General features: G+C 58.1%; 26 protein-coding genes, 1 pseudogene and 1 riboswitch. Of the genes and pseudogenes, 19 read left to right on the top strand and 8 right to left on the bottom strand.

Annotation, left to right across the window (positions count from 1 at the left end):
- Positions 1 to 139 precede the first annotated feature (139 nt).
- From SO156_RS09950 to SO156_RS09910, 9 genes are all read left to right on the top strand, one after another.
- Entirely contained in the window at positions 140 to 820 is a 681-nt protein-coding gene (locus SO156_RS09950; RefSeq protein ID WP_449378447.1) for a secretin N-terminal domain-containing protein, read from the top strand.
- A gap of 714 nt (positions 821 to 1,534) precedes the next feature.
- Positions 1,535 to 3,223, top strand: a complete 1,689-nt coding sequence (locus SO156_RS09945; RefSeq protein ID WP_498534761.1) for an HrpF/NolX family T3SS translocon protein — start codon at positions 1,535 to 1,537, stop codon at positions 3,221 to 3,223.
- Between the two features lie 675 nt (positions 3,224 to 3,898).
- Positions 3,899 to 4,183 (top strand): hypothetical protein, encoded by a 285-nt coding sequence (locus tag SO156_RS09940; RefSeq protein ID WP_498534646.1) that lies wholly within the window; start codon positions 3,899 to 3,901, stop codon positions 4,181 to 4,183.
- A 70-nt stretch (positions 4,184 to 4,253) separates the two neighbouring features.
- Complete coding sequence (locus SO156_RS09935) at positions 4,254 to 4,481, top strand: nodulation protein NopA (RefSeq protein WP_498534645.1); 228 nt, start codon at positions 4,254 to 4,256, stop codon at positions 4,479 to 4,481.
- A gap of 113 nt (positions 4,482 to 4,594) precedes the next feature.
- Positions 4,595 to 5,488, top strand: a complete 894-nt coding sequence (locus SO156_RS09930) for a SctD/MshK family protein (protein WP_498534644.1) — start codon at positions 4,595 to 4,597, stop codon at positions 5,486 to 5,488.
- Between the two features lie 32 nt (positions 5,489 to 5,520).
- Entirely contained in the window at positions 5,521 to 6,057 is a 537-nt protein-coding gene (locus tag SO156_RS09925) for a hypothetical protein (RefSeq protein ID WP_498534643.1), read from the top strand.
- A gap of 2 nt (positions 6,058 to 6,059) precedes the next feature.
- Entirely contained in the window at positions 6,060 to 6,482 is a 423-nt protein-coding gene (gene sctY, locus SO156_RS09920; protein ID WP_498534642.1) for a type III secretion apparatus assembly chaperone SctY, read from the top strand.
- 8 nt (positions 6,483 to 6,490) lie between these two features.
- Complete coding sequence (sctV, locus tag SO156_RS09915; protein ID WP_498534641.1) at positions 6,491 to 8,626, top strand: type III secretion system export apparatus subunit SctV; 2,136 nt, start codon at positions 6,491 to 6,493, stop codon at positions 8,624 to 8,626.
- A 168-nt stretch (positions 8,627 to 8,794) separates the two neighbouring features.
- Entirely contained in the window at positions 8,795 to 9,238 is a 444-nt protein-coding gene (locus SO156_RS09910) for a tetratricopeptide repeat protein (RefSeq protein ID WP_498534640.1), read from the top strand.
- A gap of 433 nt (positions 9,239 to 9,671) precedes the next feature.
- On the opposite strand, the gene SO156_RS09905 is transcribed toward SO156_RS09910, so the two are convergent.
- Positions 9,672 to 10,472: an effector protein NopP gene (locus SO156_RS09905; RefSeq protein WP_498534639.1), complete on the bottom strand. Its 801-nt coding sequence runs from the start codon at positions 10,470 to 10,472 to the stop codon at positions 9,672 to 9,674.
- 313 nt (positions 10,473 to 10,785) lie between these two features.
- Here SO156_RS09905 and SO156_RS09900 point away from each other — a divergent pair, with 313 nt between their 5' ends.
- Positions 10,786 to 10,968, top strand: coding sequence for a hypothetical protein (locus tag SO156_RS09900; protein WP_498534638.1), 183 nt, complete (start codon positions 10,786 to 10,788; stop codon positions 10,966 to 10,968).
- A 728-nt stretch (positions 10,969 to 11,696) separates the two neighbouring features.
- Positions 11,697 to 11,954, top strand: a complete 258-nt coding sequence (locus SO156_RS09895; RefSeq protein WP_498534637.1) for a hypothetical protein — start codon at positions 11,697 to 11,699, stop codon at positions 11,952 to 11,954.
- Between the two features lie 235 nt (positions 11,955 to 12,189).
- On the opposite strand, the gene SO156_RS09890 is transcribed toward SO156_RS09895, so the two are convergent.
- On the bottom strand, positions 12,190 to 12,348 hold the full coding sequence (locus tag SO156_RS09890; RefSeq protein ID WP_498534636.1) for a hypothetical protein: 159 nt from the start codon (positions 12,346 to 12,348) through the stop codon (positions 12,190 to 12,192).
- A gap of 220 nt (positions 12,349 to 12,568) precedes the next feature.
- On the opposite strand from SO156_RS09890, the gene SO156_RS09885 reads away from it, so the two are divergent.
- Positions 12,569 to 13,357 (top strand): hypothetical protein, encoded by a 789-nt coding sequence (locus tag SO156_RS09885; protein ID WP_498534635.1) that lies wholly within the window; start codon positions 12,569 to 12,571, stop codon positions 13,355 to 13,357.
- 206 nt (positions 13,358 to 13,563) lie between these two features.
- Here the strand turns inward: SO156_RS09885 and SO156_RS09880 are convergent, their stop codons facing one another.
- Positions 13,564 to 13,995 carry an NlpC/P60 family protein gene (locus SO156_RS09880; protein WP_498534634.1) on the bottom strand — a complete coding sequence of 144 codons (432 nt, stop codon included), beginning with the start codon at positions 13,993 to 13,995 and terminating at the stop codon, positions 13,564 to 13,566.
- 215 nt (positions 13,996 to 14,210) lie between these two features.
- Between SO156_RS09880 and SO156_RS09875 the strand changes: the two genes are divergently transcribed.
- A complete protein-coding gene (locus tag SO156_RS09875; protein ID WP_498534633.1) occupies positions 14,211 to 14,477 on the top strand; it encodes a hypothetical protein in 267 nt (88 codons plus the stop codon).
- Between the two features lie 439 nt (positions 14,478 to 14,916).
- Here the strand turns inward: SO156_RS09875 and SO156_RS09870 are convergent, their stop codons facing one another.
- Both SO156_RS09870 and SO156_RS09865 read right to left on the bottom strand, forming a co-directional pair.
- Positions 14,917 to 15,144: a hypothetical protein gene (locus SO156_RS09870; protein WP_498534632.1), complete on the bottom strand. Its 228-nt coding sequence runs from the start codon at positions 15,142 to 15,144 to the stop codon at positions 14,917 to 14,919.
- Positions 15,145 to 15,148: 4 nt separating this feature from the next.
- Positions 15,149 to 15,475, bottom strand: coding sequence for a PilZ domain-containing protein (locus SO156_RS09865; RefSeq protein ID WP_498534631.1), 327 nt, complete (start codon positions 15,473 to 15,475; stop codon positions 15,149 to 15,151).
- A gap of 1,234 nt (positions 15,476 to 16,709) precedes the next feature.
- On the opposite strand from SO156_RS09865, the gene SO156_RS09860 reads away from it, so the two are divergent.
- The gene (locus SO156_RS09860; RefSeq protein ID WP_498534760.1) at positions 16,710 to 17,186 is read left to right on the top strand and encodes an Lrp/AsnC family transcriptional regulator; all 477 of its coding nucleotides are present in this window, start codon (positions 16,710 to 16,712) and stop codon (positions 17,184 to 17,186) included.
- Between the two features lie 933 nt (positions 17,187 to 18,119).
- Here SO156_RS09860 and SO156_RS09855 read toward each other — a convergent pair.
- The 3 genes from SO156_RS09855 to SO156_RS09845 all read right to left on the bottom strand — a co-directional run bounded on the left by SO156_RS09855 (position 18,120) and on the right by SO156_RS09845 (position 21,489).
- Positions 18,120 to 19,205, bottom strand: coding sequence for a GSU2403 family nucleotidyltransferase fold protein (locus SO156_RS09855; RefSeq protein WP_498534630.1), 1,086 nt, complete (start codon positions 19,203 to 19,205; stop codon positions 18,120 to 18,122).
- A gap of 355 nt (positions 19,206 to 19,560) precedes the next feature.
- Complete coding sequence (locus SO156_RS09850) at positions 19,561 to 20,061, bottom strand: hypothetical protein (protein ID WP_498534629.1); 501 nt, start codon at positions 20,059 to 20,061, stop codon at positions 19,561 to 19,563.
- Positions 20,062 to 20,064: 3 nt separating this feature from the next.
- Positions 20,065 to 21,489 (bottom strand): short-chain fatty acyl-CoA regulator family protein, encoded by a 1,425-nt coding sequence (locus tag SO156_RS09845; RefSeq protein ID WP_498534628.1) that lies wholly within the window; start codon positions 21,487 to 21,489, stop codon positions 20,065 to 20,067.
- A gap of 170 nt (positions 21,490 to 21,659) precedes the next feature.
- Between SO156_RS09845 and SO156_RS09840 the strand changes: the two genes are divergently transcribed.
- From SO156_RS09840 to SO156_RS09820, 5 genes and pseudogenes are all read left to right on the top strand, one after another.
- Entirely contained in the window at positions 21,660 to 22,073 is a 414-nt protein-coding gene (locus SO156_RS09840) for an acyl-CoA thioesterase (protein ID WP_498534627.1), read from the top strand.
- Positions 22,074 to 22,088: 15 nt separating this feature from the next.
- The gene (locus tag SO156_RS09835; RefSeq protein WP_498534626.1) at positions 22,089 to 23,606 is read left to right on the top strand and encodes an MmgE/PrpD family protein; all 1,518 of its coding nucleotides are present in this window, start codon (positions 22,089 to 22,091) and stop codon (positions 23,604 to 23,606) included.
- 39 nt (positions 23,607 to 23,645) lie between these two features.
- Positions 23,646 to 24,827: a bifunctional 2-methylcitrate synthase/citrate synthase gene (gene prpC / locus SO156_RS09830; RefSeq protein WP_498534625.1), complete on the top strand. Its 1,182-nt coding sequence runs from the start codon at positions 23,646 to 23,648 to the stop codon at positions 24,825 to 24,827.
- A gap of 10 nt (positions 24,828 to 24,837) precedes the next feature.
- Positions 24,838 to 25,761, top strand: coding sequence for a methylisocitrate lyase (gene prpB, locus SO156_RS09825; protein ID WP_498534624.1), 924 nt, complete (start codon positions 24,838 to 24,840; stop codon positions 25,759 to 25,761).
- Between the two features lie 32 nt (positions 25,762 to 25,793).
- Positions 25,794 to 26,018: riboswitch (cobalamin riboswitch) on the top strand.
- Positions 26,019 to 26,123: 105 nt separating this feature from the next.
- Positions 26,124 to 26,522: pseudogene (locus SO156_RS09820) on the top strand (5-methyltetrahydropteroyltriglutamate--homocysteine S-methyltransferase); the annotation flags it as partial.

Raw genomic sequence — 26,522 nt, 5'->3', positions numbered from 1 at the left:
GCCAGCTGACAAAAAGCTGACGAGAATTAGGATCCAAAATTCACGCGCCGGTCCACCTAGCGACGAATTCTCCGCTCCCAATTTTGGACGAATTTTGGTGCGTCTTCTCGCGCGCGAAATGAGGAATCCTTACCGAGCCATGACGCTGCACATATTCAAGAACGTTCTGAATGTCGGGGTTTTCCTTTTCGTGGGTCTCGCCGGGCTGCACGGTGCTGAGCTGGCGCTCCCAACGACGCCTTATAGCTACACGGTCCTGGATCAGGATCTCGCGTCCGTACTGCAGGAATTCGGCAACAACCTAAAAATTCGAGTCAATGTCAGCCCAGAGGTCAAGGGACGGATTCGCGGGCGCATGCCGGATCTTGCACCGCGAGAGTTCCTCGAACATTTGGCCAATCTCTACAATCTTCAGTGGTACTACGATGGACTCGTACTTTACGTATCCGATGCGCACGAGGCGCAGAGCCGTCTATTTGTCTTGAATCCGATCACGTTCGATGCATTCAAGTCGGCACTGGATTCGCTTAAGATCTCCGATGAGCGCTATGTCGTGAAAGCGGCAACCGGAGATGGCGTCGTCTTTGCTTCCGGTCCGCCTCGGTTTATGGCGCTTGTGGAGGAAACGCTGAAAGGCCTAATGGCGGAGGCGCAGGCGCGGCGGAACCCTGCGCCAGTCGAAAAGCCGCGCGAATCGGCCTTGATGTTGTTTCGGGGGTCCTCAAGCATGATCATTCGTGGTGGACCGGAGAGTTTTCTCTCGCCCGACGCGCCGCATCAAGACAGCGTGATTCACGGGCCTGGTCTCAGCGAGAGATAAGCTGACGCCAAGACTGACATGCGAACGAACTCAATGCGCTCGCCTACCCTCTGTCCCTTCTTAGAAACCTAGTACTGGCCTCACGATGGAGCGTTATGTACAGGATGATCAGCGCGGGCGCACAATGACGTTAACGTCGGGCCACGGATGCTCCAACTGGAACTCCGCCAACTGGCTGAGCATATATGAACGCGAGGTGAGCCCAATCAGCTTCGATGACTCAAGAGCTACTTCCTTAGCCCATTCCACAGCGCCAACGATCGCAATCATTAAAGCTATACACCGCGAACATCTCACGATGCCGAATTGCGCTGATTGGAAGGGCAGTAAAACAGCCTTGCAGGATTGCGCAGCCCTTGCGACGGCTAATCGGGCCTACCAAGAGGCCCCGCAGCTTCGGGCAAGACCGGTTTTTTGTCTCAATTCTTCTGAGCGCCGTCAGCTTCTGGAAAGCTAACTGGTCCTATCATAGCCAGAGGACGATCTAGATTGTAGCGGGACTGAGAGCTTAATCAGAAGTATCTGAGCTCTTGGACTCTGCCCGTCCACGCTATTTCTTCGTCTCGAGCTCCGGCCGCACCACATGACGGGATGTGGTGCAATTTCCTGTCAAAGGACGCATTGATGTCAGTCACCAACTTATCCGTGACCAACGCAACTACGGCTTTCTACGGGCCTGCTCCCTCGGTGCAGGAGGTTTCGAGTTTCGAGGCGATGCTGGCCGGTTACTCCTTGAAAGACACGAGCTCCGATCATTCCGTACCGCCTGACGATGGCGCAGCAGAGTCGATCAAAGAACTTACGGCGGGGCTCTCGCAGGAGGCGCAGAATATCCTACCCCCAGATCTCAGGGCTGCACTGGAAGCATCTGCCCAGGCCCCGCAGCCATCCCCTGCTGCGAGCCCAGCTCCGATTGCGGCCGCGCCAGTGCCCAGCTCGAGGGTTACGTGGAACGGCGGCACCTTGACCAATTCCGAGTTGCAGATTGTATCCATTCTGAACCGCCACAAAGACAAATGTCCGCTCGATTGGAACTCTCTTGGAGATTTGGCCAATGATCCCAACACGCCTTCGGATCTGAAGCTGGCACTCGAGGAGCTGCAGCAACACCCGGAACTCTTCTATGCCATAGGCTCGCAAGGCGACGGCCGCTGTGGCGGGAAGATCAAGGCAGGTGATCTCTCCGCCTTCTCCGATCATCACCCACAGGTTGCCGCGTTCCAGGAGCAGCGGGCGCTGAGCTACGAGAACAACTACATTCCTTCGGACGGCACAGGAAATGGCCAGCCATCGGTCATGACTGAAACCGATGCATTGCGCGAGCTATATCGGTATTCCGACAACCTGCCCAAAAATCTGAGCCTCGCCGATTTCAAGCAGACCGTCGACGGCGATGCCAACAGTGGTAAATGCCCGCCTCAGGTTCTCGCGGCCGCTCAATACTTCCTCAGCCATCCCGACGAGTGGAAACAATTGTATGGCGGCTCGGTAGATAAGGTCCACAAAGAGGACTTCTTGCAGGTTGCCTCGTCAGTGATGAATCTCACGCAGGCCGAGCTGGATACGCTAGACACGATCAACAGGAACCAGGGCGCTTTTTTTGGAAAGGGGGACCTGACCCGGGACAAGCTGGCGAGCATGGCCGATGACAAGGGTCTCGCCCCGGATGTGCGAAAGGCCGCTTCGCAGCTGCTCTCGGATCCTCTCTTGTTCGGCTTGATCAACAATTCGATCACAGGCTACAAAACCCACCACAAGTTCTTCGACTTTGGCGGCGGCCATACTGTCGATTCCGGCAACATCAGCAATAAGGATTTCACGCACTTCTTCAACAATATGTCGGCCGCAAACCGCACGGCTCACCTGTCGAAGACGCACGTCGCTCAAACGACTGCCGAGCAATCTGCTGTCGCGGACATGGAGATGGGCGCGGCGGATCAGCCCGACATCAAGTCACCAAAGAAAAATGGAGGCGCCTTCATGCACGGACTTGATGACGTGCTGAAGGTTGGCTCAAAGGTCCTCGACTGGGCTGCCACGGCGGTTGGTGTACTTGGCTTCGTTCCAGGCCTAGGCGAATTAGCGGATCTGGCGTCAATGGAGCTCGAGAGCGAGGCGCAGATAGCAAATCTACTGCACACCGCGATCACAGGCGGAAATATCAAGCAAGCACTGGAAGAAGCGGGCCTCGGTATTGCAGCGCAGGCGGTGGGCTGCATCTCCGGACCGGAGGTCAAGCTGGCCATGCGCGAAGGCTTGGCGAAGCAGGCAATTCAAGAAGCCGCGACGGCCGGCGTCGACCTGCCGGTTTCGGTGGCCCAGTCCTACGCGGAGAATTATTTGCAGAACCTGAAGGAACGCGTTGCGTCCGAGCGTACCCAAGTTGTAGGCGCTTACACCTAGTCAGAGCGACGCAAATCGTCTCAGATCACCGCCTGACAAAGACAGCTTGCGGAGCTCCGCCAGGTGGGTCCGCGAGTCCCGCAAGCTTTGCCAGTCTCACGTTCTTTCGTCCAGGCCAGACGATTTTTTATCGCCCGTTCGCGCCGCGTTGCTGTTAGCTGTATAGATCGCCGACTTCACGATCAGCTTCAACGCAGTCCACCGTTGCCACGATTCTTTGGAAGCCCGTCCGAACCGGTCCCTTGACTATCGGCTCTTTTAGATGCGCCGAGGTAGAACTCGAATGGAGCCAGTGTCGAGGACGAAGCGCCTAACAAAGCGGTCCGAAGCCGAATGTCACCACATGAGCCTTGGACGTCTGCGGCGGAGCGGCAAGCTGACCCATCGCAGTTCGGTTGATCGGGAACTATCGCTCTTCGCGCGCAGATCGTCTGAGCAAGACTCATAGCTCATTTCTTATCGTATCAAGACAATCCGCTGGTTCTGGGAAGCAAATTCGCACAAGAGCTGCCACCGACGCCGGCCACGCTGTAACGGAGCCAAACGCGGCAACTAAACTTCGGCTCAATTGTATTTTCTCTGGAGGTCGTCAGCTTGCCGAAAGCTAACACGGGCAGAATAGGGACAGCGGAGACAGCCTCCATCCGCATGACTTAAATTGCAAAGGAGAACCCGATGCGCATTTCCGGCTTAGGCCACGCCGCGCCAATAGACAGCGAGCTGCGTGCGGCTCATGGGCACAAAGAGCCTTCGCCCACAGCTGGCGCGCATGACGAGCATGCGAGATCAGCTAGTGCAAGCAGCCCTGCAAATGGCGTGTCCAGTCCGGACAGCTACTCACATGAGGCCGCTATGCGCCAAGCGTTCAACTCCGTCCTCGGATCCATCGCTTTCCAAATGATGGATGGAGAAATGGCTTCCTTCTCAGATGCCATGGCCGAGACGGATGAAGATACCTGACGTCGCATGTCGCGACCAGGTAATACGAGCCGCTAGTGGCGGCGAACTTTCGAGCAAACAGGAGAAACATATGCCTCACTCACCCATCAGCGGCTCGACCGCAGCTGAGACAGCTGGCACTGCTGCTGCTGCGGCAGGTGCAACGGCTTCCGATGCCGCCGCAGAGGCCGCGTTCCAAAAGCAACTCGGCGCTCTGACTGCCACGAGCATTCAGGCCAGTGAGAGGGATGTGGAGCTTCGCGTCGTCTCGACGAACCTTACGACCATCAAGAAAGCAGCCGACGAGCGCGTGCAGTAATGGTCGAGGAGGGACGACACCTCTCGTCCCGCTTTCGAGCTGCGTAAGGTGCAAGTAGTAGCGAGCCGTACGGCTTTGCCGTACGGCTCCGTTCGCTGTTCAGGAGATTGACCGTGAATGGACCAAATTCCCCGCATTTCGAGGTGCTGTCGGGGCTTTACTCCGGGCTTACCGGCAACACCGGTATGGAATCGAGCCTGATTGGTAGCGGCCTAGATGCCGACCTGGTCTTTGTCGAACAAGGGCTCGAACCTCATCATATTCGTGTCACGCCACATTGCAATTCGATCGAAATCGAGGCTTTCGCCAGGGACGTTAGGATCGCAGGGCACGAGCATATTCCTCCGAGCGAGCCCGTTGTTGTCCCGCTTCCCACCATCATTCATTTGGGTGAGATGTCCATTCGCTGGTCCATTGAGGGTTCTAAGCAAGCTGGCTCTCTTAGCCGCTGGCTCGTACCGACGGTCGCCGTCGCCTCAGTCCTGATCAGTTCTTTCGCGGTCGGCGCAGTCTCAACCAGTTTTTCCCAGACGGACGATGCAGTTGGTTTGAGCGCCGATGTGGCCCGTGGCAAGCAAGTCGCAACGAAGCCGGCGCCCAACGCTCCGAATGCTCCGACGACCGATGCAGCTGCCGAAGAGCTGCAACAGGAGGTCGAGAGCGCAGGCCTTTTCGATATCAAAGTCAAATCTGAGGCGGGTGTTCTTACCGCTGACGGCACGGTTACGCCAGCCTCGCTGCCTAAATGGCAAGAGCTCCAGCACCGGTTCGATGACCATGGCAATGGCGCTTACGTGCTCATCAACACAGTCGCGGTAAAGGAGGTGAAGACGCCCTCCTCCATAGCTGTCGAAGCTGTCTGGCGCGGCAGTGACCCTTATCTGGTCATTGCGGGCCAGAAGTATTTCGTGGGTGCGCTGCTGAATAACGGATGGACCGTCAATGGGATCGAGGAGGGACGCGTGCTCCTGAGCCGGAATGGCCGGCTGGTTGCACTCCCCTATTAGAGTTTCGGCCCGCTGCTCAGAAGGGAAGTGTCATGACTAGGCTGCCCCAGCATTCCGTTGCGCCTGACGCCTCGTTTCAGAGGATTACGGTCGACGATCATCTCCCTGTCGCTTCGCCCAGGATTCCTCAGTCGCGGGCCAACGAAGTCAAGGGAACGCATGCGAATAACGGCCAGAGCTCAACGATTTTTCAGGATAGCCCCCTGCAAGATCGGCTTGTGGAGGCGACGGTCGAGACCGCATTGGAGCTACACTCGATCGATCGTGTCTCGCGCATCGACCTCCACGGGGCTCAAGCCGAGCCCGGCGAGATTAAGTCAGGATCAGAACATGAATGGCTCAACGGTCCGACTCTGGCGCAGAACCTGCTTTCTTTCATAACACCGCGCTTACGCGATTCGGATGTTCTACGGCCAGAAGCACACGGCCTACTTCTGGAGCGTTTGGCCGATGCAGTATCTACCGTGCCAGAAGCAGCGGTGGCGCGTGAAGGAGTCGCCATCTTGCAAATGGAGCTGCGCGAGTTGGTCCTACTCCGGCAGAATAAGAACGGCTTGATCAAAGCCTAGCAATGAGCCAGCCAGAGGAGCACAGCACATCTACCCCGACAGCACGCGTTTCAACAGCCGGTGACGTCTTGCTGATCTCGACGAGCGAACGTGATTTACTTTGCGCACTTTCGTATGTCCATCTTGCGTGCGGGCAAAGCGCAAAGTGTCTCGCTTTGTTGCGACTCGCAGCTCACGAAGATTCTGAAGACGTCGAGCTGCTTCGCATTCTGGCTTATGCCCTCATCGCGGAGGGCCGCGGCGACGAGGCATTGGCAGCTTTGGATCGCCTGGACAAACTTGACGACCAGCCGTCTTCACGTCTGCCACTGATGCTATTGCGCAGTCACGCCCTGCGTCATGCCGGCCGCATGGCTGAGGCCCGGGCTGCGTTCAAGAGCTATGTTTCACTGCGGGGCAGTACCGCTCCAATAAAAGAACAATAGACCCCTTCATGTCCAACCTCCTGCGTAGTCTCATCGTACGCGCGCCGGCTAACCCGGACTTAATGGTCGCGGTGATGCTCCTTCTGGCGGTCGCAATGATGATCATGCCGATCCCGATCGTGGTGATCGACATGCTGATCGGTTTCAACCTCGGTTTTGCCGTACTGCTGCTGATGGTTGCGCTCTATCTCAACACACCAGTTGACTTTTCGTCCTTGCCGGGCGTTATCCTCATCTCCACCGTCTTTCGTCTCGCTCTTACGGTCGCAACAACGCGATTGATTCTTGCCGAGGGTGATGCGGGCAGCATCATTCATACCTTTGGCGATTTCGTCATATCAGGCAACATCGCCGTCGGAATTGTCATATTTCTGATCGTGACCATGGTGCAATTCATGGTTCTCGCCAAGGGCGCCGAACGGGTCGCGGAGGTATCAGCGCGCTTCACGCTTGATGCATTGCCTGGGAAGCAGATGGCCATTGACGCCGAGCTGCGCAACGGACACGTCGATCAGTACGAAGCTCGCCGTCGGCGGGCCGGCTTGGAGCGAGAGAGCCAGCTTCATGGCGCCATGGACGGCGCTATGAAATTCGTGAAGGGCGACGCCATCGCCGGGCTCGTAGTCATCTGCATCAACATGCTGGGCGGCATCACAATCGGTTTGCTCTCCAAGGGCATGTCGCTCGAAGATGCGCTCCATCAATATACGATCCTGACCATAGGTGATGCGCTAATTTCGCAGATTCCGGCTTTGCTGCTGTCAATTACAGCCGCAACCATTGTCACTCGTGTCAGCGGTCCTTCCAAGCTGAACCTTGGTGCCGACATCGTGAGCCAACTTACGGCCAGCACACAAGCGCTAAGGCTAGCCGCCTGCGTGCTGGCTTTGATGGGCCTCGTCCCAGGGTTCCCCTTGCCACCGTTCATGATACTAGCCGCACTCTTTGGCGGGGCGAGCCTTGTCAAGGCTGGTGCGCTGGGCGCCAACACCGCGGCCAAGGCGGACGCCAAGACGGGCGCCAAGACGGGCGCCGATATCACTGGTTCGGCTCCAGCTGCCGCACAGACTCAGACTAAAACGGTGCCTGCGGAGGCACTTCCGATCACACTATTCCTCGCACCAAACCTGACACATGCAATCGACAAAGAGGAGCTCGAGGGTTCCATCCGAGACGTTTCTGCGCTGGTCTCATCTGATCTTGGCATCACAATCCCACGTATTCCTACCCGAGTCGACCAGCGCCTATCGGACTCGCAATTCAGGGTAGATGTCGAGGGGGTGCCTGTTGGCGGGGATTTTGTTGACCCCACGCAACTCGTGCTCGACGACGACGTGGCGAACATTGAATTGAGCGGTATCCCCTTTCGGCAAGACCCAGAGAAGAACCGGATTTGGATCGAACAAAGTCATGCGCCAGCTCTCAAAGCTGCCGGAATAGGGCATCGCGCTCCAAGCGAAGTCATCGCCTTGCGAGTAAAGTCGGCGTTGACACGGTATGCACAGCGGCTGGTTGGCATCCAAGAGACGCGACAATTGCTGGCGCGAATGGAGCAGGAATATGCTGATCTCGTTAAGGAGGTGCTGCGCACGACCCCGGTCCCCCGGATAGCCGATGTTCTACGTCGATTACTAGAAGAGGGCATCCCTATTCGCAACACGCGCCTTGTCCTCGAGGCGCTGGCAGAATGGAGCGAGCGCGAGCAAAATGTCGCCCTGCTCACCGAATATGTTCGCTCCGGTCTCGGACGTCAGATCTGTCATCGATATGCCAATGCCCACGGAGTTGTGGCTGCGTTCATTGTCGAGCGTGAAACCGAGGATATCGTGCGCGCGGCGGTGCGCGACACCGCGGTCGGTCCCTACCTCGTTTTGGAGAACCACGAGAGCGAGATGCTGCTTTCACAATTCCGTCAGATCCAATCAACGATCGCACGCAGTCAGAGCCCGCCCGTCATTCTCGGGCCAATGGACATCCGGCGGTTTCTCCGGGGATTTCTCACGCGCAACGGGATCGATCTGCCGGTTCTGTCTTATCAGGATCTCGCCTCGGATTTCACGGTCCAGCCGATTGGATCCGTCAACCTCGGTGCCGCCAAGCATAAGATCCCCTCAGGAGCGCGCCTTGGCGCGACGGCCGATTAGCTAACAGAGCACGGCAGCCGGTCGTAAGGTCATGCTATGAATTCATATCAGATGAATACCCCGCGGACGTTGTGCTCCCGTAGCGCGAACTTGCGCCTAGCTATCCCCCTACTTCTGCTGCTTGGAAGTTGCACGAGCTGGGATAAGCCAGGACTTTCAACACAGCAGATGCCGGCACCAGAGCTGCAGGGCACCAGGGAGATCGATGCTGCTACGCGCGAACGCTCTGCATACGCCGTACGCGGGGACGTTGACGAGGAGGCTTTGCGTGATGCGTTGAAGAAGCAGCCCGACAACGTCAACGCTGCTATTCCCCTTGCGCGCGCTCTGCTGGCGCGAAAGTGCCCGGATCAGGCGCTTGAGGTACTTGACAAAGTCTTACTCGCTGCCCCTGGCGACTTGCGCATATTGAATGCGAAGGGTGTTGTCCTTGACAACGAGGGGCATCACCAAGAAGCACAAGCGCTATATCGGCAAGCTCTCGCAATGGCTCCTGACAGCCCGATGCTGACCAACAATCTCAAGCTCTCGCTTGCCCTCGATGAGAAGGGCAAAGCCGGGCGCACGAATCTACAACCACTGTCCGACTCGTCTAACCAGACAGTACAATAGCCGTAGTCGCCTCTTCGCCGCAGGTTCTTGCACATTAACCGCGCCGTCAGGTTTATGCCTCTCAGCCCTCATCTGGTTAGGTCTGATGGTCGCATGAGACCCTGGATGCAAACGGGAGGATCCCGAGCCATTATGATGGTGTACCGCACACGATAACTGGCCGGAAGCGGACACACTGACGCTCGCACCCGCCATAGCCACTGCTCTTCCCGTCCGGGATGTGCAATCGAAAACCCCGGCCGGAAGCCGGGGTTTCCTGTTGCCTTGTTCATCGGGTCTCGTAACCGCCGCGGTGCGTCCGTATAGTGCACCTCGCGAATTCAGCCGAATTGGTTTCGGCTTCGTTCGATCCTAGACTCGATCGTAAGCCGCAGATGTTCGTTGGTCTGCGCTCCTTGCTCCACCTCCTTCATGGATTGGTGGAGATCTCACGTCACATAAAGTCTCCATCCGAGTCGGACGCTGCTGAAGATTCAGTATCGCTGGCCTCTTTGGAGAGATACCCCGAATGATGGGTTGTACGCTGCCATCCACCATCCCTGTAGCTCCAGGGTCCGGACCGGGTTGGGTCAAGTACCATATCGTCTCGGTCCACATGGACGAAACCCATTTGTTCTGCACGGGTCCTCGCATCATCATTCGCAGGACGCCAGTTCACCAGAGGCCGTTCGCCGTCTTGCCGAAGTTGATGCTCGAGCAGAATATCGCCGGCATTCGAAACGAGCGGATGAGCAACCTGGAAATCCACGATTGAGGTGACGTCAGTTCGTCCGGGGAACTGTTCTCGCCAGCCTTGGCTGTTGAAGTCAGTCATAGGAAATCCGCCTTCCGTTCTTTGGAGACCGACACTCCTATTTCCGAGTTGGTAGCTGTAATATCGGGCGGCGTCCGAATCTCTTCGGATGCCATACTCGCTAGCGACGTCCGATGTGCGCCTAGCCCTTTCGGATACACGTTCTGAGTATTCCTGTGGATTGTTGGCGATATGATTGATCTCGTCGCCGTGAAAGGTCCTCACCTCTCGCCGGAATGTCGCCTGGTCGATCTCGACAATAGGAGGTCTTGAACTGTTGTAATAACTTGGACGCGAGGATGAGCTGGCACCGGAATCCTGCATTCGCATTCTAGCGAATGCGTCCGCGAAGTCGTCGGCATTCCCGTGCTCCGGGGAGCCTGCGCGATGATATTCATCATCGGATGGAACATCCGACCAATTGTTGATTCGACCGTACATGACGACCACACTCCTATGGATGTTGCATTGTGTTCAGGTCACTAGACCTGACTTCGCTGATAAGCAGCTTAGCTGTCCGTAAGCTGACGAGCCGCTGACTTCGATGCGTTCCATGCCAGGCCGCACCGCATCGAAACGTCCTGATCACGGAAAGGCCTCAAGAAAGCACAAGGAGTAAAACCCTTGCTCGTGCTTGAGGTGGATGATCTGATCCAACTTGACGCGAAACAGATCGCCTTCCCCCGCCGTCTGCCGATTCGAGATTGCAGGCTTTTGAGGTCGGAGGGCCGGAAAGCTTGCAGAATCGCCAGCCGTGATTCCGTTCGCAGCGGAGGCGCGCAATGCGACCGAAGAAGCCGGAGCGGATGAGCGGAATCGATCGCATCAGGGCAACGTAGCTACGGACGAACTGGCGCAGAGTGCGGAGCTCAAAGTGTTGCACGAGCGCGAAGAGCGTTCCAAGAAGCATTCCGATCAGGAAGGCGGCAGCCATTAGGGAAAACGAGAAGAGCAATCCTGACGATAGATAGGGCCACGACTGTGCGATAATCGAGAACTCGAGGCTGTTTATTTCACGACCGCCATGCTGCCAGGCATGGCACTTTGCAACTTCACGTCGTCAATATCTGATCCCTTGTCCTACTTACCCGATGCGGTACCCGGGATCCGCACAGCTTTGTCGATGAACACGATCGTCTGGTAGGCGATCAAAGCGCTGGCCATCTGTGGTCTACTTAAAAAGAACTCCGAACATCGCGAGCCTCACAATTGCGGATGTACACGACGCTATGCTCCGCATGGTCGGTCGTCGTGCGCGCTGCGCCGGTACTAATCGATCGCGTCACCAAACTGCGCGATCTATTCCTTCAACATGTCAGTAAGTGGAAAGGCGTGATGCTCGTCCTTGGGCGGGATCAGGCTGCTGTCTACTTCGCGTGTGGCTTACCGAAGTGGTCCATGCAAAGTCCTAAGCGGCGCTGAAGGACTTTTTTGATTGGCGATCGCGGATGAGATGCACCAGACAATCCATATCGTCGACCGTGTTGAGCATGCCGAACGATATGTGGATGCCGTCGCATTCGGGGGAAACATGCACGCCATTCTCTTCGAGGTAGCTGAGCCAGTCTGTCGCGGGCAGACCGACGACATAGATGTGGGCGAGCGATGTTGCCGCCGACTCGGACCGACGAGACCAACGGCGAGTTCGTCCAGTTGAGCGGTGAGATGATCGCCCAGATCGAAGCAATGGTTCTGAATGTTCTTCACGCCGATGTGTTCGACCATGTCGAGCGAGGCCCCAACGCGTCAATTGCAAGAAGATTGACGTTTCTCAGCTCAAAACGTGATGCGGCGGGAGACGGCGCCAAGCGATGCGCCTTCTTAAGGCCTTCCTTGCGCCTTCCACCGATCGATTGCGAGCAACAATGGATGGTTCGTTGTCGACCACCGTCCAAGCGTGATAGTTCGCTGCAAGCGCGGTGAGTTCGTATACGGCTTGATAGGCAAGAAGTTTCACGTGCTCGCGATCGTTTTCGCCGACAAGCCTTTCAAGGGCTCGTTTCGCACGGAGTGTATTTTCTAGCATCTCAGACGCGAGCAGGGCACGATTGAGTTGGTGTGAATCCCTCATTGCAGGATTCAGTCGCCAATTTTCCTCTCCTCCCTCTGGGCGCGCGATTTCTTCGAAAGCGGCGAGATTTCTCTTGGACAATTCGAGTCAGTTCGGGCCGAATGTGATGATCTGCTCACCCTGGCTGCCGGTGGTCGTAGTGAAAGACACCAGCGGGTTTTGTGCAGGAACACGGAAATTCAAGGTCGGGCCCGGCTCTGTTCGGCGCGTCATCAGTCCCTTCGGGCTCGACCGCTTCTTGGGCATTATGCCACCTCCTCACCAGCCGGACGTCATCAGACCATGACTCCGCTACGTGACGTTTGCGAACGACTATTGCCTCGCTCATACCTTCTTGCCGCGAGGGCGCTTCTTGCGCGCCTTCGCCAACAGGTTCCCGGCGTTGATACTGCTTCGTTCATGCCGCATAATGTAGCACAAGCGTTCGCATGGTATCGTCCTCACCCATTGCCGAATCGGGGCATCCTTGAGCGATTTCTCGAATTTTCGTGCGGTCTACAACGAGCTGACTGACGCCGTGACCGGCGCAAAGTATCAGTTCTTCAAGGACCACCTAGACAATTTCTTTCGCAACATCGACGACACGCCGAGGGTGCAGCGGATCGTCGTTGCAGACCTCGAAGCGCGCATTGACTTTCCGAGGTGGTATGCCGAGTGCAAGGAAACGGTCGGATCCATAAACGGCAGCGGCACACTATCATGGCCCCAGGACAAGACCGACCGGCTGGCTCTGCGCGTTGCCCTGCTTCGGGCGTTGCGCAACGGTGAACTGGACATCTACGATTTTTGCAGGGACTTCCTCTACACGGACAACAATTACGACATTCATGTTTCCGACGTATCGCGGCAGATTTTTCTGCCGACAACGCGCGAGCTGCTGCGCTATATCGAGGAGCATTTCGATAAGATCGTGCCGGCATCGGATCGCACCGTCACGATCAACCACAACAGCAAGGAGTATACTGACGCCGACGCAGCGATGGAGAAGTTGGAGAAGGCAATCCGCGAGGCCAACGACTTCGACAATCCGCTGGAGAAAGAACAGCGCGAGGCCGAAGTTTCAGCCGCCCGGTGTCTGTTGAAGGCCACGCGGGTTCGCGTCGATGTACTGGTGGCGCTTCCTGAACCCCATCATTACCCAGTATGGGACGAAGCTGAAGGACAGCCTGATCGGAATGGCTGTGCGGGGGACGATCGGCGCGCTCGGGTACCTCTTGGGGAAGATATTTTAGCTGTCAGCGATGTGGCGCAGTGACCGAAAAGCTGCAAGAATGTCAGCTTGTTCTCGATACGGATATTGTAGTGCGGATCGCGTGTCGGCATCTGGATTCCTCCCGGCGCCACTACGGGCTGGTTATTTTCGTTGGCTGGGAGCGCCGTGCAACGAGGCGAACTAACGAATGTCGCTCGCCGCATTCTTGGAGTGTAGGGCTTCGCCTTATAGTGCCCGACTTCTAGAGTTTAGCGACCGGACGCGAGAGCTATAGCCCGCTTCGCCCCGACCAGCACCTGATATTCTGGACGCTGCGCGAAATGCGCAAGCGGCCATACAGCCGCGTGGCCGAGCCTTCGGCTCAAATGGACTGCCCGATCGTTACCCGCGTAGACGGCAACATGCGCGCCCCAGGCGCTCTGATTCCGATTGAAGAGCAGAAGATCGAGTGGCTGATATTGATCGACCTCGATCGTATATTCTGTATCGTCCCACAGATTGCTTGACCGCAAGTTGGGAACGTAACGGCCGAAATGCCGCAGCAATTCGTAGGCGAAATTTTGGCAGTTTGCCCCGCATTCAATTCCCAACAGCGTTGGCGAGTCTGCGTCGTGGTTCGGGTCATAGCGTATCTGCCAGAACCATTCGGGAATTTCAGGAACTAGATCTACAACTGACATCGACTTGAGGCATCTGCACAATGAAATAAACTAACTCCCGCAATGTAGCAGAAAAGATCCTCCTCTCCACAATGTTGTGAGGGTCAGCCGACTGACTTGATAGCGCTAACTTGAGGAGATCAGTTGCGGCAAGCATTTTAATCTCGCACACGCGAAGGTTGATTGCGTGGGAAATAAAGTGGTAAATGTATCTGCTCGGCTCACAGCGAGGTCTCATGACAGAACCTGTACCGCCCATGCTAGCGAAGCCCTCAGGCGATGAGCTTGCACGCGCAAAGATGCTGGCCGAAACGATGGCGGCAGTGCTTATGGACGAAGACGTTACGGACGCGGCAGTTGCCATTGCACTTCTGACATGCAGCGTCGTCAATTACTATGCGCGCGATCGTGCCGACGCCGCCGAACTATTGAGCAAAATCTGCCGAGTCGAAGATTGGCTCTTGGCGAAGGCGGGGCAGGCCGCTAAGCGGACACTGCAATAATGCTCCTCCCGTCCTACCGCTGCGTCGGTCGAAGGAAACATTCGGCCGCGGTCAACCCGGGCTCAAACGTCCACAGATCACGAAAACATCGACTGATGGCGGAACGGTGAGAGAAGGATCCAGACGATTTCCGCTCACTCTGACCTCGGAGGCAACCTGTTTTCAAAATCGACGTATTTGACGGAGCATGGGTTGCAAGCTGGCAGACGAACGTCTCTACCGGACGATAAAGGCTTCCTTTCGAGATCGCGACCTTCGTGCTCAGGATTTCGATCTCCTGGCCCTTGATCTACATCCGAAGTCTTGTGATTTGGCGGCCACGCGGACAGTCTCTCTTCAATATCCTTAGAAAATAATCTCGTCTCATAGCGCGGCTGCCTCTCAAAACCGGCATCCCAGGACCTTCGATTAGGCAATTGCCGCAAGAGTGCCCCCCAAGCTAACGCCAAAACGAACCTTGCTCTTCCGGCGTCTCATTCAGCCAGATCAACGCCTCGCGCGCCTCAAGTCGAAGAAGCCTCTCCTCTTTAAAAGCAGAACGGGATAACCCCTTGGTGAGATATAGAAGAAAACCGTGGTGATCGCGAAACAGCGCCTCCCGGGCTTCGAAAGGCAAAAGGGACTCCGTATCCAGCGCAGGTATACTGCGCGAGCAAATCAATTCCATTGAATTAATCCGCGGCAGAGCTAGGCGACCTGTCGGAATGCAACGCGCGTTCACCACGAGTCCGGCTCATTACGAATTCGACTCCGACTTCGGAGCCGTCCAGCCGGACCAACTCGCATCTGCGGTAGACCAACCCCATCGTCGAAAGCAGCAAAAAGAACTGCCGCGCCTTGAGGACTTCCGGTGATCCATCTATCCGAAGCCGTGCTCCCGTTTGGGAAACATCAAGGAGAACGCAATCGCGGCGCCATGTGCCGTCGGCGCCTACCAAAGTTGCGCGATATCGATGATCGAGCTGAACGCGTTTGGCTCTTCGCTGATCCCAACTCATAGACTTAAAGCGACCTCGGCCGCCCCCCTGAAATAATCTTCTGAAAAAACTTAGCCGGTGCCGTAGAGCCAAAACGGTTCCCTCGACGGCTTAATCTTGAAAAACGATGACGCGAATCGAACCAGTCAGCCTATTACCAAGGGCAAGTTAATAACTCTTACCAGCACGCAACTATCAGCGAACCGACGTGCAGTGCGTTGTGACGAACATCGGCGACAGGCAAAGAGAATCTGGTTTCAGCTATTGCATTCATTCGGAAAGATACGAGCACGTCCAAAGGACGCTACGCCAAAAAACGCGTATCTCGAGAAATCGCGAAGATAAACTGCGTCTCGAAACGCTTTATCACCAGCTCCGGAGTGCAAGGGCTTCGAACTCGCCACGCGTAAACAACACCCGGGGCCCTGCCAGCGCCGATATGCCGCCCGATGGGCCGGCGCTGACGGTCTAAGGCATCGAGCGATTTACGACCTGCTCGCGTCTACAGGGCGCGTTGGCGGATGATGCCGTTGGCAGAATATCGCGCAGACGGTGTGCTCATCGTTTCGGAACGCGAGCCTGATCGCGCGCAGGTGTATAAAAGTGATGTTGGCATTACCCGGGCTTATAACGGCTTCTGCTTCTTGCCCGTCTTCGCCGACATCGCTTCACAACTTTCGATTTGGCTTTCGTATCAGCCACGAACGATCCGATAGTCACAAGCAGACCAAACGCCAGCCTATGAAGATCTCCGAGAGCGGACGCGCGCGCGCGGTGGTAGCGCTATCGGCAATCTCTTGAGCTTTGGTTTGTGGATGGCTCCAACGCCGAACAACAATGATCGCGTTTCTGGTTTCGGAAGCACGACCCCTTGAGAAAAGCCTATTTGAACATATGAGAGCTCGTGCTAAGCGAGCGCCGTTTCAAGCAGGCCGCGAGAACGCTGGATGCGGTTGCGATTGAAGCAGGTCTGAGAGCGAAAATCATCGTTTGTGATCGTCGCTCCTCGGCTGTCCTGGGTCGCCGCGTCGGCTGACAGCCAACTCTCGTTGCTCGGGATACAAGGCTTCAAGCATGTGAGCTCCGCGGCTCCCTGCTAGGGCTGCTCGGGCATGGAAGTTGCAGCGCTTGAGAGCGTCAAGCAGCGCGATCAGCCGATGCACGTGCCTTCGCGACTTGGCATCGTTCAAGAGACTTTTTCTACCCGCAAGGATCTTTCGTGGTGAAGCTCACCTCCAAAGCATGGCCTCCAACTATGCGGTACGATCGGATCGACGCCCGCATCCTGGAGATCCTGCAGAAGAACAACCGTCTTACGACGGAAACCATCGGCGAACTCGCCGGCCTTTCTTCTACGGCGTGTCAGCGCCGTCTGAAACGGCTGCGTTCGGAGGGCATTATCGAAGCCGATATCTCGATCGTTTCGCCAAAAGCGGTCGGCAGATCCATCCAGGCGCTTTTGCTCGTGAGCCTGGAGCGAGAGAGCTCGGAGATCATTGACGGGTTCAAAAAGGCCATCAAGACTTCGGCTCAGGTTGTGAATGGATTCTATGTGACCGGAGAGGCTGACTTCGTCCTCTACGTTACCGCACGCACAATGGACGATTATGAACAGTTCACCCGCCGTTTCTTGCAGAAAAACCTCCATATCAAAGGATTCAAAACCATGGTCGTCATGGACCGGGTGAAGGCGGGCTTTGCCATTCCAGTGGAGCCTCCCTTAGCCGACTGACGACGCGCTCATGCGAGATGTATCGGCGCCTCCGCAAGGTGGCAGATGGTGGTCGGGCCTGCTTTGCTGCAAATTCCTACAGGATTATTGGGTGCAGATACCGGGCCTCGGGTGAGCAACGCTGGGCCTCGTCGACGCTGAGCCCAATCTGCTCCGCCCGCGGCCTTCCCAGGTTCGATTTCGAACCAATCGACGTGCCTCGTACGGCGTTCAGGGGATGGTGTCATTGATCCTGAGCAGCTTGGTCAACATTGCCGTGTCGCGAACCCTTTGATGGCGACGTCTTGCGGGGTTTGCGGCCCCGTGCGGTCTGCCTAGGTCATGCAAAACGGGTTAGTCGGGTCCTGGTCGCGATAGCTCACGCTACCGCGCGGTCAATCGCCGTTCATGTAGAGCCACACCAAGAGGCTTGTGACGTATGAACGATAGTCGATCTTGATACGAGGCCGTCCGGCCTGCCCGAGCCGGCAACTGTCCTTTCCCGGGGTGAAGATGCCGGCCGCGAATAACGACAGGAGCGTTTGTAGGTCCACTAAAGAACGAGTCGCCCAGATTATAAGAGCGATCGATTCAACGACTCGATTTTGTAAGTTGATGCCCCTCATGGAAGATTAGCGGCCAGGTTTTAGGCCAAACATTAACGCCGCGAAGATTTCGCCGTGAGTACCGCTAGCGGTTTTGCGGTGACTGCAAACCGTCTTTGATCGGTATCAAGTCGCCACCAATCGCAAGCTGCCGGCAATGCTGGCTGCGCCGATCGCGATGCTAATCCTGGTGCTGGTATCGCTGCTGGCGATGACGATGCCGGTTATCGTGGCAGTCACGATGACCCTAGTCACGTCGATTATGGCGCGATGATCATGCCGACGAGCAGCGGCATCATGCTGATCATCATCCTGGCGCCGCCGATGATCGGCGCCGGCTTTGACGACCTCATTCTTCTTGAGCCTGACTGCTAGGCTCGCGCCGCGGCATCTTTCTTAACGAAGAACGGCGCCCGCTGTCTACCACTTCTTTCGGAAGCATCCTCAACTGCCCTGCGTCGAATGGCAGGTGAGTGAGATAGTTTGCGACCAGAGCACCCACGGCTTCCGCCTGTGCTGCATCTCGTTGGCGCTTGAGCGGCGCCCTGTCCGCACGCCGGGACAACCAAATCTTATGGGCCGTCCAAACCCGCGGATCTGGAGCGACGATGCGCACCGGTTCGCCCTTTTTGTCGATCGCGACCGCCTCGAAAGCCGGAGAGTTCTGCAGCCAGTCGAGTCCTTCGATTTGAACGGCAGTCAGGTCTTCAGGGTCAGAGCCGATCTTGTCCGGAGCCTTCTTCCAAGGAGGACTCTGCATCGGCTTGATCAGATCGACGATATAGCCGTCCCGGTTCACAGCCCGGAACGTCTGCTTGGCGCGTTCGAAGCTAGTGTCGACACGTTGGAGTACCTTCAGGAGCGAAGACGCGCAGACGTCGTCGTCCCCCACGAACGTAAGTGCGCGGCGCGCGTCGAACAGAATATCGATGTCTTCCGTTGTTGCTAAGCCCGGATTGATCCTGATGCCGGAAGAGGCCTCATAACCGTAGATCGCGTTCGTTTCGACAATCCGAATGCCTGAACCTAACATCCCGAAGCGGTCGAGAGCGCGCATGATCCGAGCTCCAATCAGCGGTACGCGACCCAAGCCGAGCGCTCGATTGACCGCGGCTTGTCGCTCCATCGTGTCGCGTATATTCTTCAATCGGTCTTCTGACGCAGCGCGCTTAGCGTCGAAGTCAACCTTGATTTTTTCGGTTTCGGGAGAGCGCACGCCGAGCGAGCTTTGCTTCCTGAGGCCCGCTTTGTTGTAGTAGCTACGGACGAGGTATTCACGACCTTTGGACACCGCCCAAGTCAGGGAACCGCGATGAGCGTCGTACGCCCCCTTGGCATCCCGCAGGGCCTGAAAGCGCTGCTGGCTGTTGACCATCTCGCGACGCTGATCATTGTTAAGTTCTTGAAAATCCATGGTTTCAACATTCGGATCCATTTTAGATCGCCACTGTTGAAACCGTGTTTCTCATTAAAAATCAATAGCTTCAATAGCTTTTCCAGAAGCAAGCCAAAACTGTTGAAACTTGGAACTTTTACCTACTTTCCGGGCGACCCTTCGTGCCGCCTTGGAGCTGATTTAAGAGGGGTATTCGGCGAAACCGAATGGGTAAGCCCCCCAGAGAACCGCTGGCGTGCCGCACAGCGAGGAGAACGGTGGGAAAAATGAAGCTTGAAGCGAGAAGAAGCGGCGCCGGACAGCGGCAGAAACCGCGTTCCCTGTTAATCCCCGAAGAGAGCCATCGACACAACGGTAGGCGTTTGGGTTTGGCCGACAGTCGGCAATACCCCCTTCAATGCCGGTGCTGCCGATCCTGATTTCGCCATCGCATGATTTGATCAGGACGCGACGACAATTCGCGGATCGCCTCAGGCGAGTAAAGAAACAATCCAACCTGCTTCCTGCCTTGGCCAAAATAAGCCCGGCCGCTGGTTGATATGCGACCGTCCTTTGACCAGCGACGAAGCTCGGCGCTGGAGACCGCGAGAATCTCTTCGACCATCTTGGCGGCGAGCGGCTCGTTCTTCAGCCGCTCCAGTTTTTGCTCCACGACAATGCATAAATTCAGGATTGCACACTCGGTCGCCTCCGGACATTCGATAACGATGCCCGATTTGACTTGCGTCACGAGGCATTTGAATTTGTCGCGAAAGGTCGATTTGACCAACCTAATCGACTGATTTGCCTTGTGCGTACTGCCCGCAGTCAAATGCTCAGAAGGGAAGAAGCCGACGAGATGCGCGGCAACACCGGACGTGTCGAGATAGCGGATATGGGCGGATTCCTCGTGCATGCGTCATTGGGATTTGGACGCTGCATATGGCGAAAAGAACGACTGTCTCTCGTCTACCATCAGGGAACGCCCGACCGGGGGAAAAGCGCGTTGCGGACAATCGATACGTTCGCACACCTTGCATCCCATGCCAATGGGGACCGCTGACGCAGGGTCGTGAACGTCCAACCCTCGCGAATAGACAAGCTCTTCCGCGTGCCTAATGTCGCACCCGAGGGCAACGGCGAAGGTCTTGCTCAGGGATTCATAACCACCGCTCCTGTGGGAGACGGTTCGTGCGATCCAGAGATAAGCGCGGTCATCGGGCATCCGGGCAAACTGGGTCACGATGCGGCCAGGGGACGCGAACGCCTCGTAGACGTTCCAGAGCGGACACGTGCCGCCAATCCGCGAAAAGTGAAAATCTGTCGCCGACTGACGTTTCGAAATGTTCCCCGCGCGGTCCACGCGAATAAAGAAGAACGGCACACCGCGCGCGGACGGCCGCTGCAGCGTGCTCAAGCGATGGCAGATCGTCTCGAAGCCAACCCCGAACGCCTCACCGAGAATGTCGATGTCGTAGCGCTGCGCCTTCGCTTCGGCCAGGAATCGCCCGTAGGGCATGATCAGCGCGCCCGCGAAATAGTTGGCAAGCCCGATGCGTGCGAGCCCGCGCGTCTCCTGATTGGTAAATCCCGCAGCTTCGACGAGCGCACCCAGTTCGCGATCCAGGCCGAGCATCGCAATCTGGGTCGCGAGCTGGAAGGCGCGCTGCCCGAGTTCAAGCCTGCGCGAAAGGTGCAGTGTCCTGTTCTGCGAGTCGTAGCGGCGATGAACATCATCGGCTTCGTCACCGATCAGGACCGTGACGTCGAATTTGGCCCTGAGGTGGTCGCTCAGAATGGCGGGAGTGATCGCGTCCGACGGCGCCAAGTCCTGCGCCAGACGTTCGGCAGCTTCATCGAGCTCGGCGATGTAGTTGTGGCGCGCATAGAAAAAATCGCGCACCTCTTCGTAAGCCGTCGACGGCAGGATTGCCGTCTCAGCCTGCCGATCCTCGCCCAGCCGCGCCGCGAGCGCCGCACTTTGCTCGATCGCCTGCCGATAGCGGCGACTGATGCTGACCACCGCCCTCCCCAGCGCCGGCATGTTGAGCGCGAGCTCGCGCAGCTCGGCGGACGATACCGTCTCGCCGACCTCAGGATCGGACAACGCCTCGCGCAAATCGGCGACGAGCCGGGCTTCGTCATCCTCCGAGAACAACTGAACGTCGACGCCGAAGGCGGCGTTGAGCTTGAGCAGCACGGCGATGGTGAGCGGTCGCTGGTTGTTTTCGAGCTGATTGAGATAGCTCAGGGAAATTCCAATGGCCGAAGCGAGCGCCTGCTGTGTCAATCTGCGCTCCTCGCGCAGACGCTTCAGGCGCACGCCCATGAATGCCTTCTTCATCCGGCGCCCCCTGTCGAATTTGCAACTTTTGCAAACTTTGCAAATTCACGACCATTGCTTCGCAAAGCTTCACCTTTTCAGTGCTATACGCGGGTTTTGGCTTTGCAGATATTGCGAACAACAGATCGAGTTGCAAGGGTCCTTGAACAAGGGTCACCGGATATCGCGCCATGCAGGCCGCCCTCAAACCAGCTGCCTGGGCGAACGAGCCGACGCGTTTCGTCGAGGTCGTTTTCCCCGAGCAGGCCAACCATTACGGCACACTGTTCGGCGGCCATGCGCTGAGCCTCATGGGCAAGGCCGCCTTTGTCGCGGCCACCCGCCGAGCCCGTTGTGCGGTGGTGATGGCGACTTCCGACAAGGTGCAATTCCACGAACCCGTCCGCGTCGGCGAACTCGTCGAGCTAACGGCCCAAGTCGAGCGGGTCGGCCGCTCCTCGATGACGGTCGCGGTCGAGGTTGTTGCCGAAACGCTCGCCACCGGCTCTCGCCGCATTGCCATGCAAGGATCGTTCGAAATGGTCGCGGTCGACGCGGCCGGAAAACCGACGCCGGTGGATCCGGCTTCTTCAAATCACGCCTAAAGAGGATTTTTGATCGTGAAATCGCACAACGTCCGCACCTACAAATCCTCCGAGCATCTGGCACGTGCGGATCAACTTGCCTGGAAGATCGCCGAGGTCGCCTCCGATCCGGTCGCTATCGAGCCGGCCGTGATCGAGATGATTGGCAACCGCATCATCGACAACGCCGCCGTTGCCGCGGCTTCCATTGCGCGTCGGCCGGTGGCGAACGCACGCGCCCAGGCCGTCACGCATCCGTTCAAGCCCGGCGCGACCGTGTTCGGGCTGACCCAAGCGCAACGCATCTCGCCGGAATGGGCCGCCTGGGCCAACGGCGTTGCGGTGCGCGAACTCGACTTCCACGACACCTTCCTCGCTGCCGACTATTCGCACCCCGGCGACAACATTCCGCCGATCCTGGCGGTGGCCCAGCATTGCGGCCTTGACGGCGCCGCACTGATCCGGGGCCTTGCGACCGGGTACGAGATCCAGGTTAATCTCGTGAAGGGCATCTGCCTGCACGAGCACAAGATCGACCACATCACCCATCTCGGCCCGTCAGCGGCAGCCGGCATCGGCACCGCGCTTGGCTTGCCGATCGAGACCACCTATCAGGCCGTGCAGCAGGCGCTGCATGTCACCACCACCACGCGCCAGTCGCGCAAGGGCGAGATCTCGAGCTGGAAGGCCTACGCACCGGCCTTTGCCGGCAAGATGGCGATCGAGGCGGTCGACCGCGTCATGCGCGGCGAAGGCGCCCCCTCGCCCGCCTGGGAAGGCGAAGACGGCTTTATCGCCTGGCTGCTGTCGGGTCCGAAGGCGCAGTATGCCGTGCCCTTGCCCGAGAAGGGAGAGCCGAAGCGCGCCATCCTCGACACCTACACCAAGGAACATTCGGCGGAGTATCAGAGCCAGGCCCTGATCGATCTGGCGCGTCGGATGGGACCGAAGATCGGCGATCTCACCAAGATCGAGAGCATCGTGATCCATACCAGCCATCACACGCATTATGTGATCGGCACCGGCGCCAGCGATCCGCAGAAGATGGACCCGAAGGCCAGCCGCGAGACGCTCGACCATTCGATCATGTACATCTTCGCGGTCGCCCTCGAAGACGGCGGCTGGCATCATCAAAAGTCCTACGCGCCAGAGCGCGCAGCCCGCCCCGAAACCGTCGCACTGTGGCACAAGATCTCGACGGTCGAAGATCCGCATTGGACACAGCGCTATCACAGCCACGATCCGAAGCATAAGGCGTTTGGCGGTCGTGTGGTCGTTTCACTCAAGGGCGGCTCGGTCATCAGCGACGAACTGGTTGTCGCCGACGCTCATCCGCTTGGCGCACGTCCGTTCGCCCGGCCGCAATATGTCGCGAAGTTCCGGAGCCTTGCCGACGGTGTCATCGCGCCCGCCGAGCAGGATCGCTTCCTCGGCCTGGTCGAGCGCCTGCCGGAACTGAATGCCAACGACATCACCGGGCTCACCTTCACCGTCGATCCATCGCAACTCGGCGCGAAAGGATCGACGGGCATCTTCGATTGGTTGGGCCGCTAAGGCCACCCCAGCGCTTTCGTAAATCAAGGGATTGGCATTATGACGAACGAAGGATCTTCAAAGCCGGCGCCTAAGAAATCAGTCGCCTTGTCCGGCATCGTCGCCGGCAATACAGCGCTCTGCACAGTCGGCCGCACCGGCAACGACCTGCATTACCGCGGCTATGACATTCTCGATGTCGCAGAGACCTGCGAGTTCGAGGAAATCGCCTATCTCCTCGTACACGGGACCCTGCCGACCCGAGCCGAGCTCGCCGCCTATAAGGCCAAGCTGAAGGGCCTGCGCGGCCTGCCCAACGCGGTCCGGATGGCCCTGGAAGTCCTCCCGGCCGCGGCGCATCCGATGGACGTCATGCGCAGCGGAGTCTCGACGCTCGGCTGCGTGCTGCCGGAGATCTCCGATCACCATCATCCGGGAGCGCGCGACATCGCCGATCGCCTGATGGCTTCGCTCGGCTCCATGCTGCTCTACTGGCATCATTTCGCCCAGAACGGCCGTCGCGTCGATGTCGAGACCGACGACGACACCATCGGCGGACACTTCCTGCATCTCCTGCACGGCCGCAGACCATCGGACTCCCATGTCCGCGCCATGCACACCTCACTCAATCTCTACGCCGAGCACGAGTTCAACGCCTCGACCTTCACCGCCCGCTCGATTGCCGGCACGGGCGCCGACATGTACTCGGCGATCACGGGCGCGATCGGCGCGCTGCGTGGGCCGAAGCACGGCGGCGCCAACGAGGTCGCCTTCGAGGTGCAGAAGCGCTACAGTGACGTCGATGAGGCCGATGCGGACATCCGCCGCCGGATCGCAGCCAAGGAAGTCGTGATCGGGTTCGGCCACCCCGTCTATACGATCGCCGACCCACGCAACAACGTGATCAAGGAGGTCGCGCGCCGCTTGTCGCGCGAGGTTGGCTCCATGAAGATGTTCGAGATCGCCGACCGGATCGAAGCCGTGATGGCCGAGACCAAGAAGATGTTCGCCAACCTCGATTGGTTCAGCGCCGTTTCCTATTACATGATGGGGGTGCCGACGGCGATGTTCACGCCGCTGTTCGTGATCGCGCGGACGTCGGGATGGGCCGCCCACATCATCGAGCAGCGCGTCGACAACAAGATCATCCGGCCGTCGGCCAACTATGTCGGTCCGGAAAACCTGACCTTCGTGCCACTAGACCAGCGCGGCGGATTGCACTCGTCGGTCCGCGCCGCATGAGGATGCCTCGATGCCATATCTCGTCGCCGACAACCTGCCCCGTGACCCCGCCGGCCGCCGCCTTCGCGAACTGCTGAAGCGGCCGGGCATCCTGAAGCTGCCCGGCGCGCACAACGGCATGGCAGCGCTCCAGGCCAGGGCCGCCGGCTTCGAGGCTTTGTATCTGTCAGGCGCAGCGATGACGGCGTCGATGGGCTTGCCCGATCTCGGCATCATCACCGTTGATGAAGTTTGCTTCTTCATCCGCCAGATCGTTCGCGCCTCGGGGCTGCCCCTCCTCGTCGACGCCGACACCGGATATGGCGAGGCGCTCAACGTCATGCATGCGACCCGCGTCTTCGAGGACGCCGGCGCCGGGGCGCTCCATCTCGAAGATCAGATCCTGCCCAAGAAGTGCGGACATCTCAACGACAAGAAACTCGCCGATGCGCATGACATGGCGGCCAAGGTCGCGGCCGCATCAAAAGCCCGTCGCGATCTCGTGATCATCGCCAGGACCGATGCCGCCGCAAGCGAAGGTCTCGATGGCGCCGTGGCGCGCGCGAAGCTTTATCTGGAAGCGGGTGCTGACGCGATCTTCCCGGAGGCGCTCAACACGGCTGAAATGTTCCGTGCCTTCGCCCAGCGATTGCCCGGCGTACCTCTCCTCGCAAACATGACAGAGTTTGGAAAGACTCCATTTTTCACCGCGGCCGAATTCGAGGCCATGGGCTACGCGATGGTGATCTGGCCTGTGTCCTCGTTGCGCGTGGCAAACAAGGCGCAGGCAGAACTTTATGCTGCAATTTCGCGCGATGGCGGCGCACACAAGGTCGTCGAGCGGATGCAAACGCGCGCGGAACTCTATGCGACGATTGGTTTGCACAATTACGAATCGCTCGATTCATCGATCGTGGAAACCGTGATCCCGGCGGGTATGCCGCAGCGGAAATGATCACCCGAGGTTGACGCAGCCCCTCGGTTGCGGATATTCGAAGCTGTCGAGGTTCTCCGGGTCCCGCTTGACCCGGAGCTAAGAGGGAAGCCGGTGCGCTCCCGGTCCATTCGGACTGGCGCAATGCCGGCGCTGCCCCCGCAACTGTAAGCGGCGAGCCCGTATCCAATCGTGTCACTGAGGCGAAAGCCTCGGGAAGGCCCGGATGCAGGCGACGACCCGCGAGCCAGGAGACCTGCCCCGACAACATAATCGTCCACGGGCGGGGTGTCCCGGTGGTACGCCAAGCAGCTGCCGCAATCGCGGCACTCCTGCCAGCGTCCGCCATGGCCTTTTGCCCCCACCACAATGGGGTTAAAGCTATGACTTCTCTTTCACTTCCAGTCGCAACACTGGGCACGCCCCGCATCGGGCCACGCCGCGAACTCAAGCTCGCGCTCGAAGCCTTCTGGGCCGGCAAGATCAGCGAGCAGGAGCTTCTCGAAACCGCAGCCGGCCTGCGCGCTGCCAATTGGGCACGCCAGAAATCGCTCGGCGCAACCATCATCCCCTCGAACGATTTCTCGCTCTACGACCAGGTGCTCGACACCAGCGTCATGGTCGGGGCAATCCCCGATGCCTACGACTGGAAGGGCGGCCTGGTCTCGCTCAAGACCTATTTCGCGATGGCACGCGGATCACAGCGCGACACACACGACGCGAGTTGCGGTCACGCCCATCATGGCCATGGCGCGACAGCACAGGAAATGACCAAGTGGTTC

Source organism: Bradyrhizobium sp. UFLA05-125, assembly GCF_059803515.1.
This window is presented reverse-complemented; position numbering and strand designations above follow the sequence as displayed.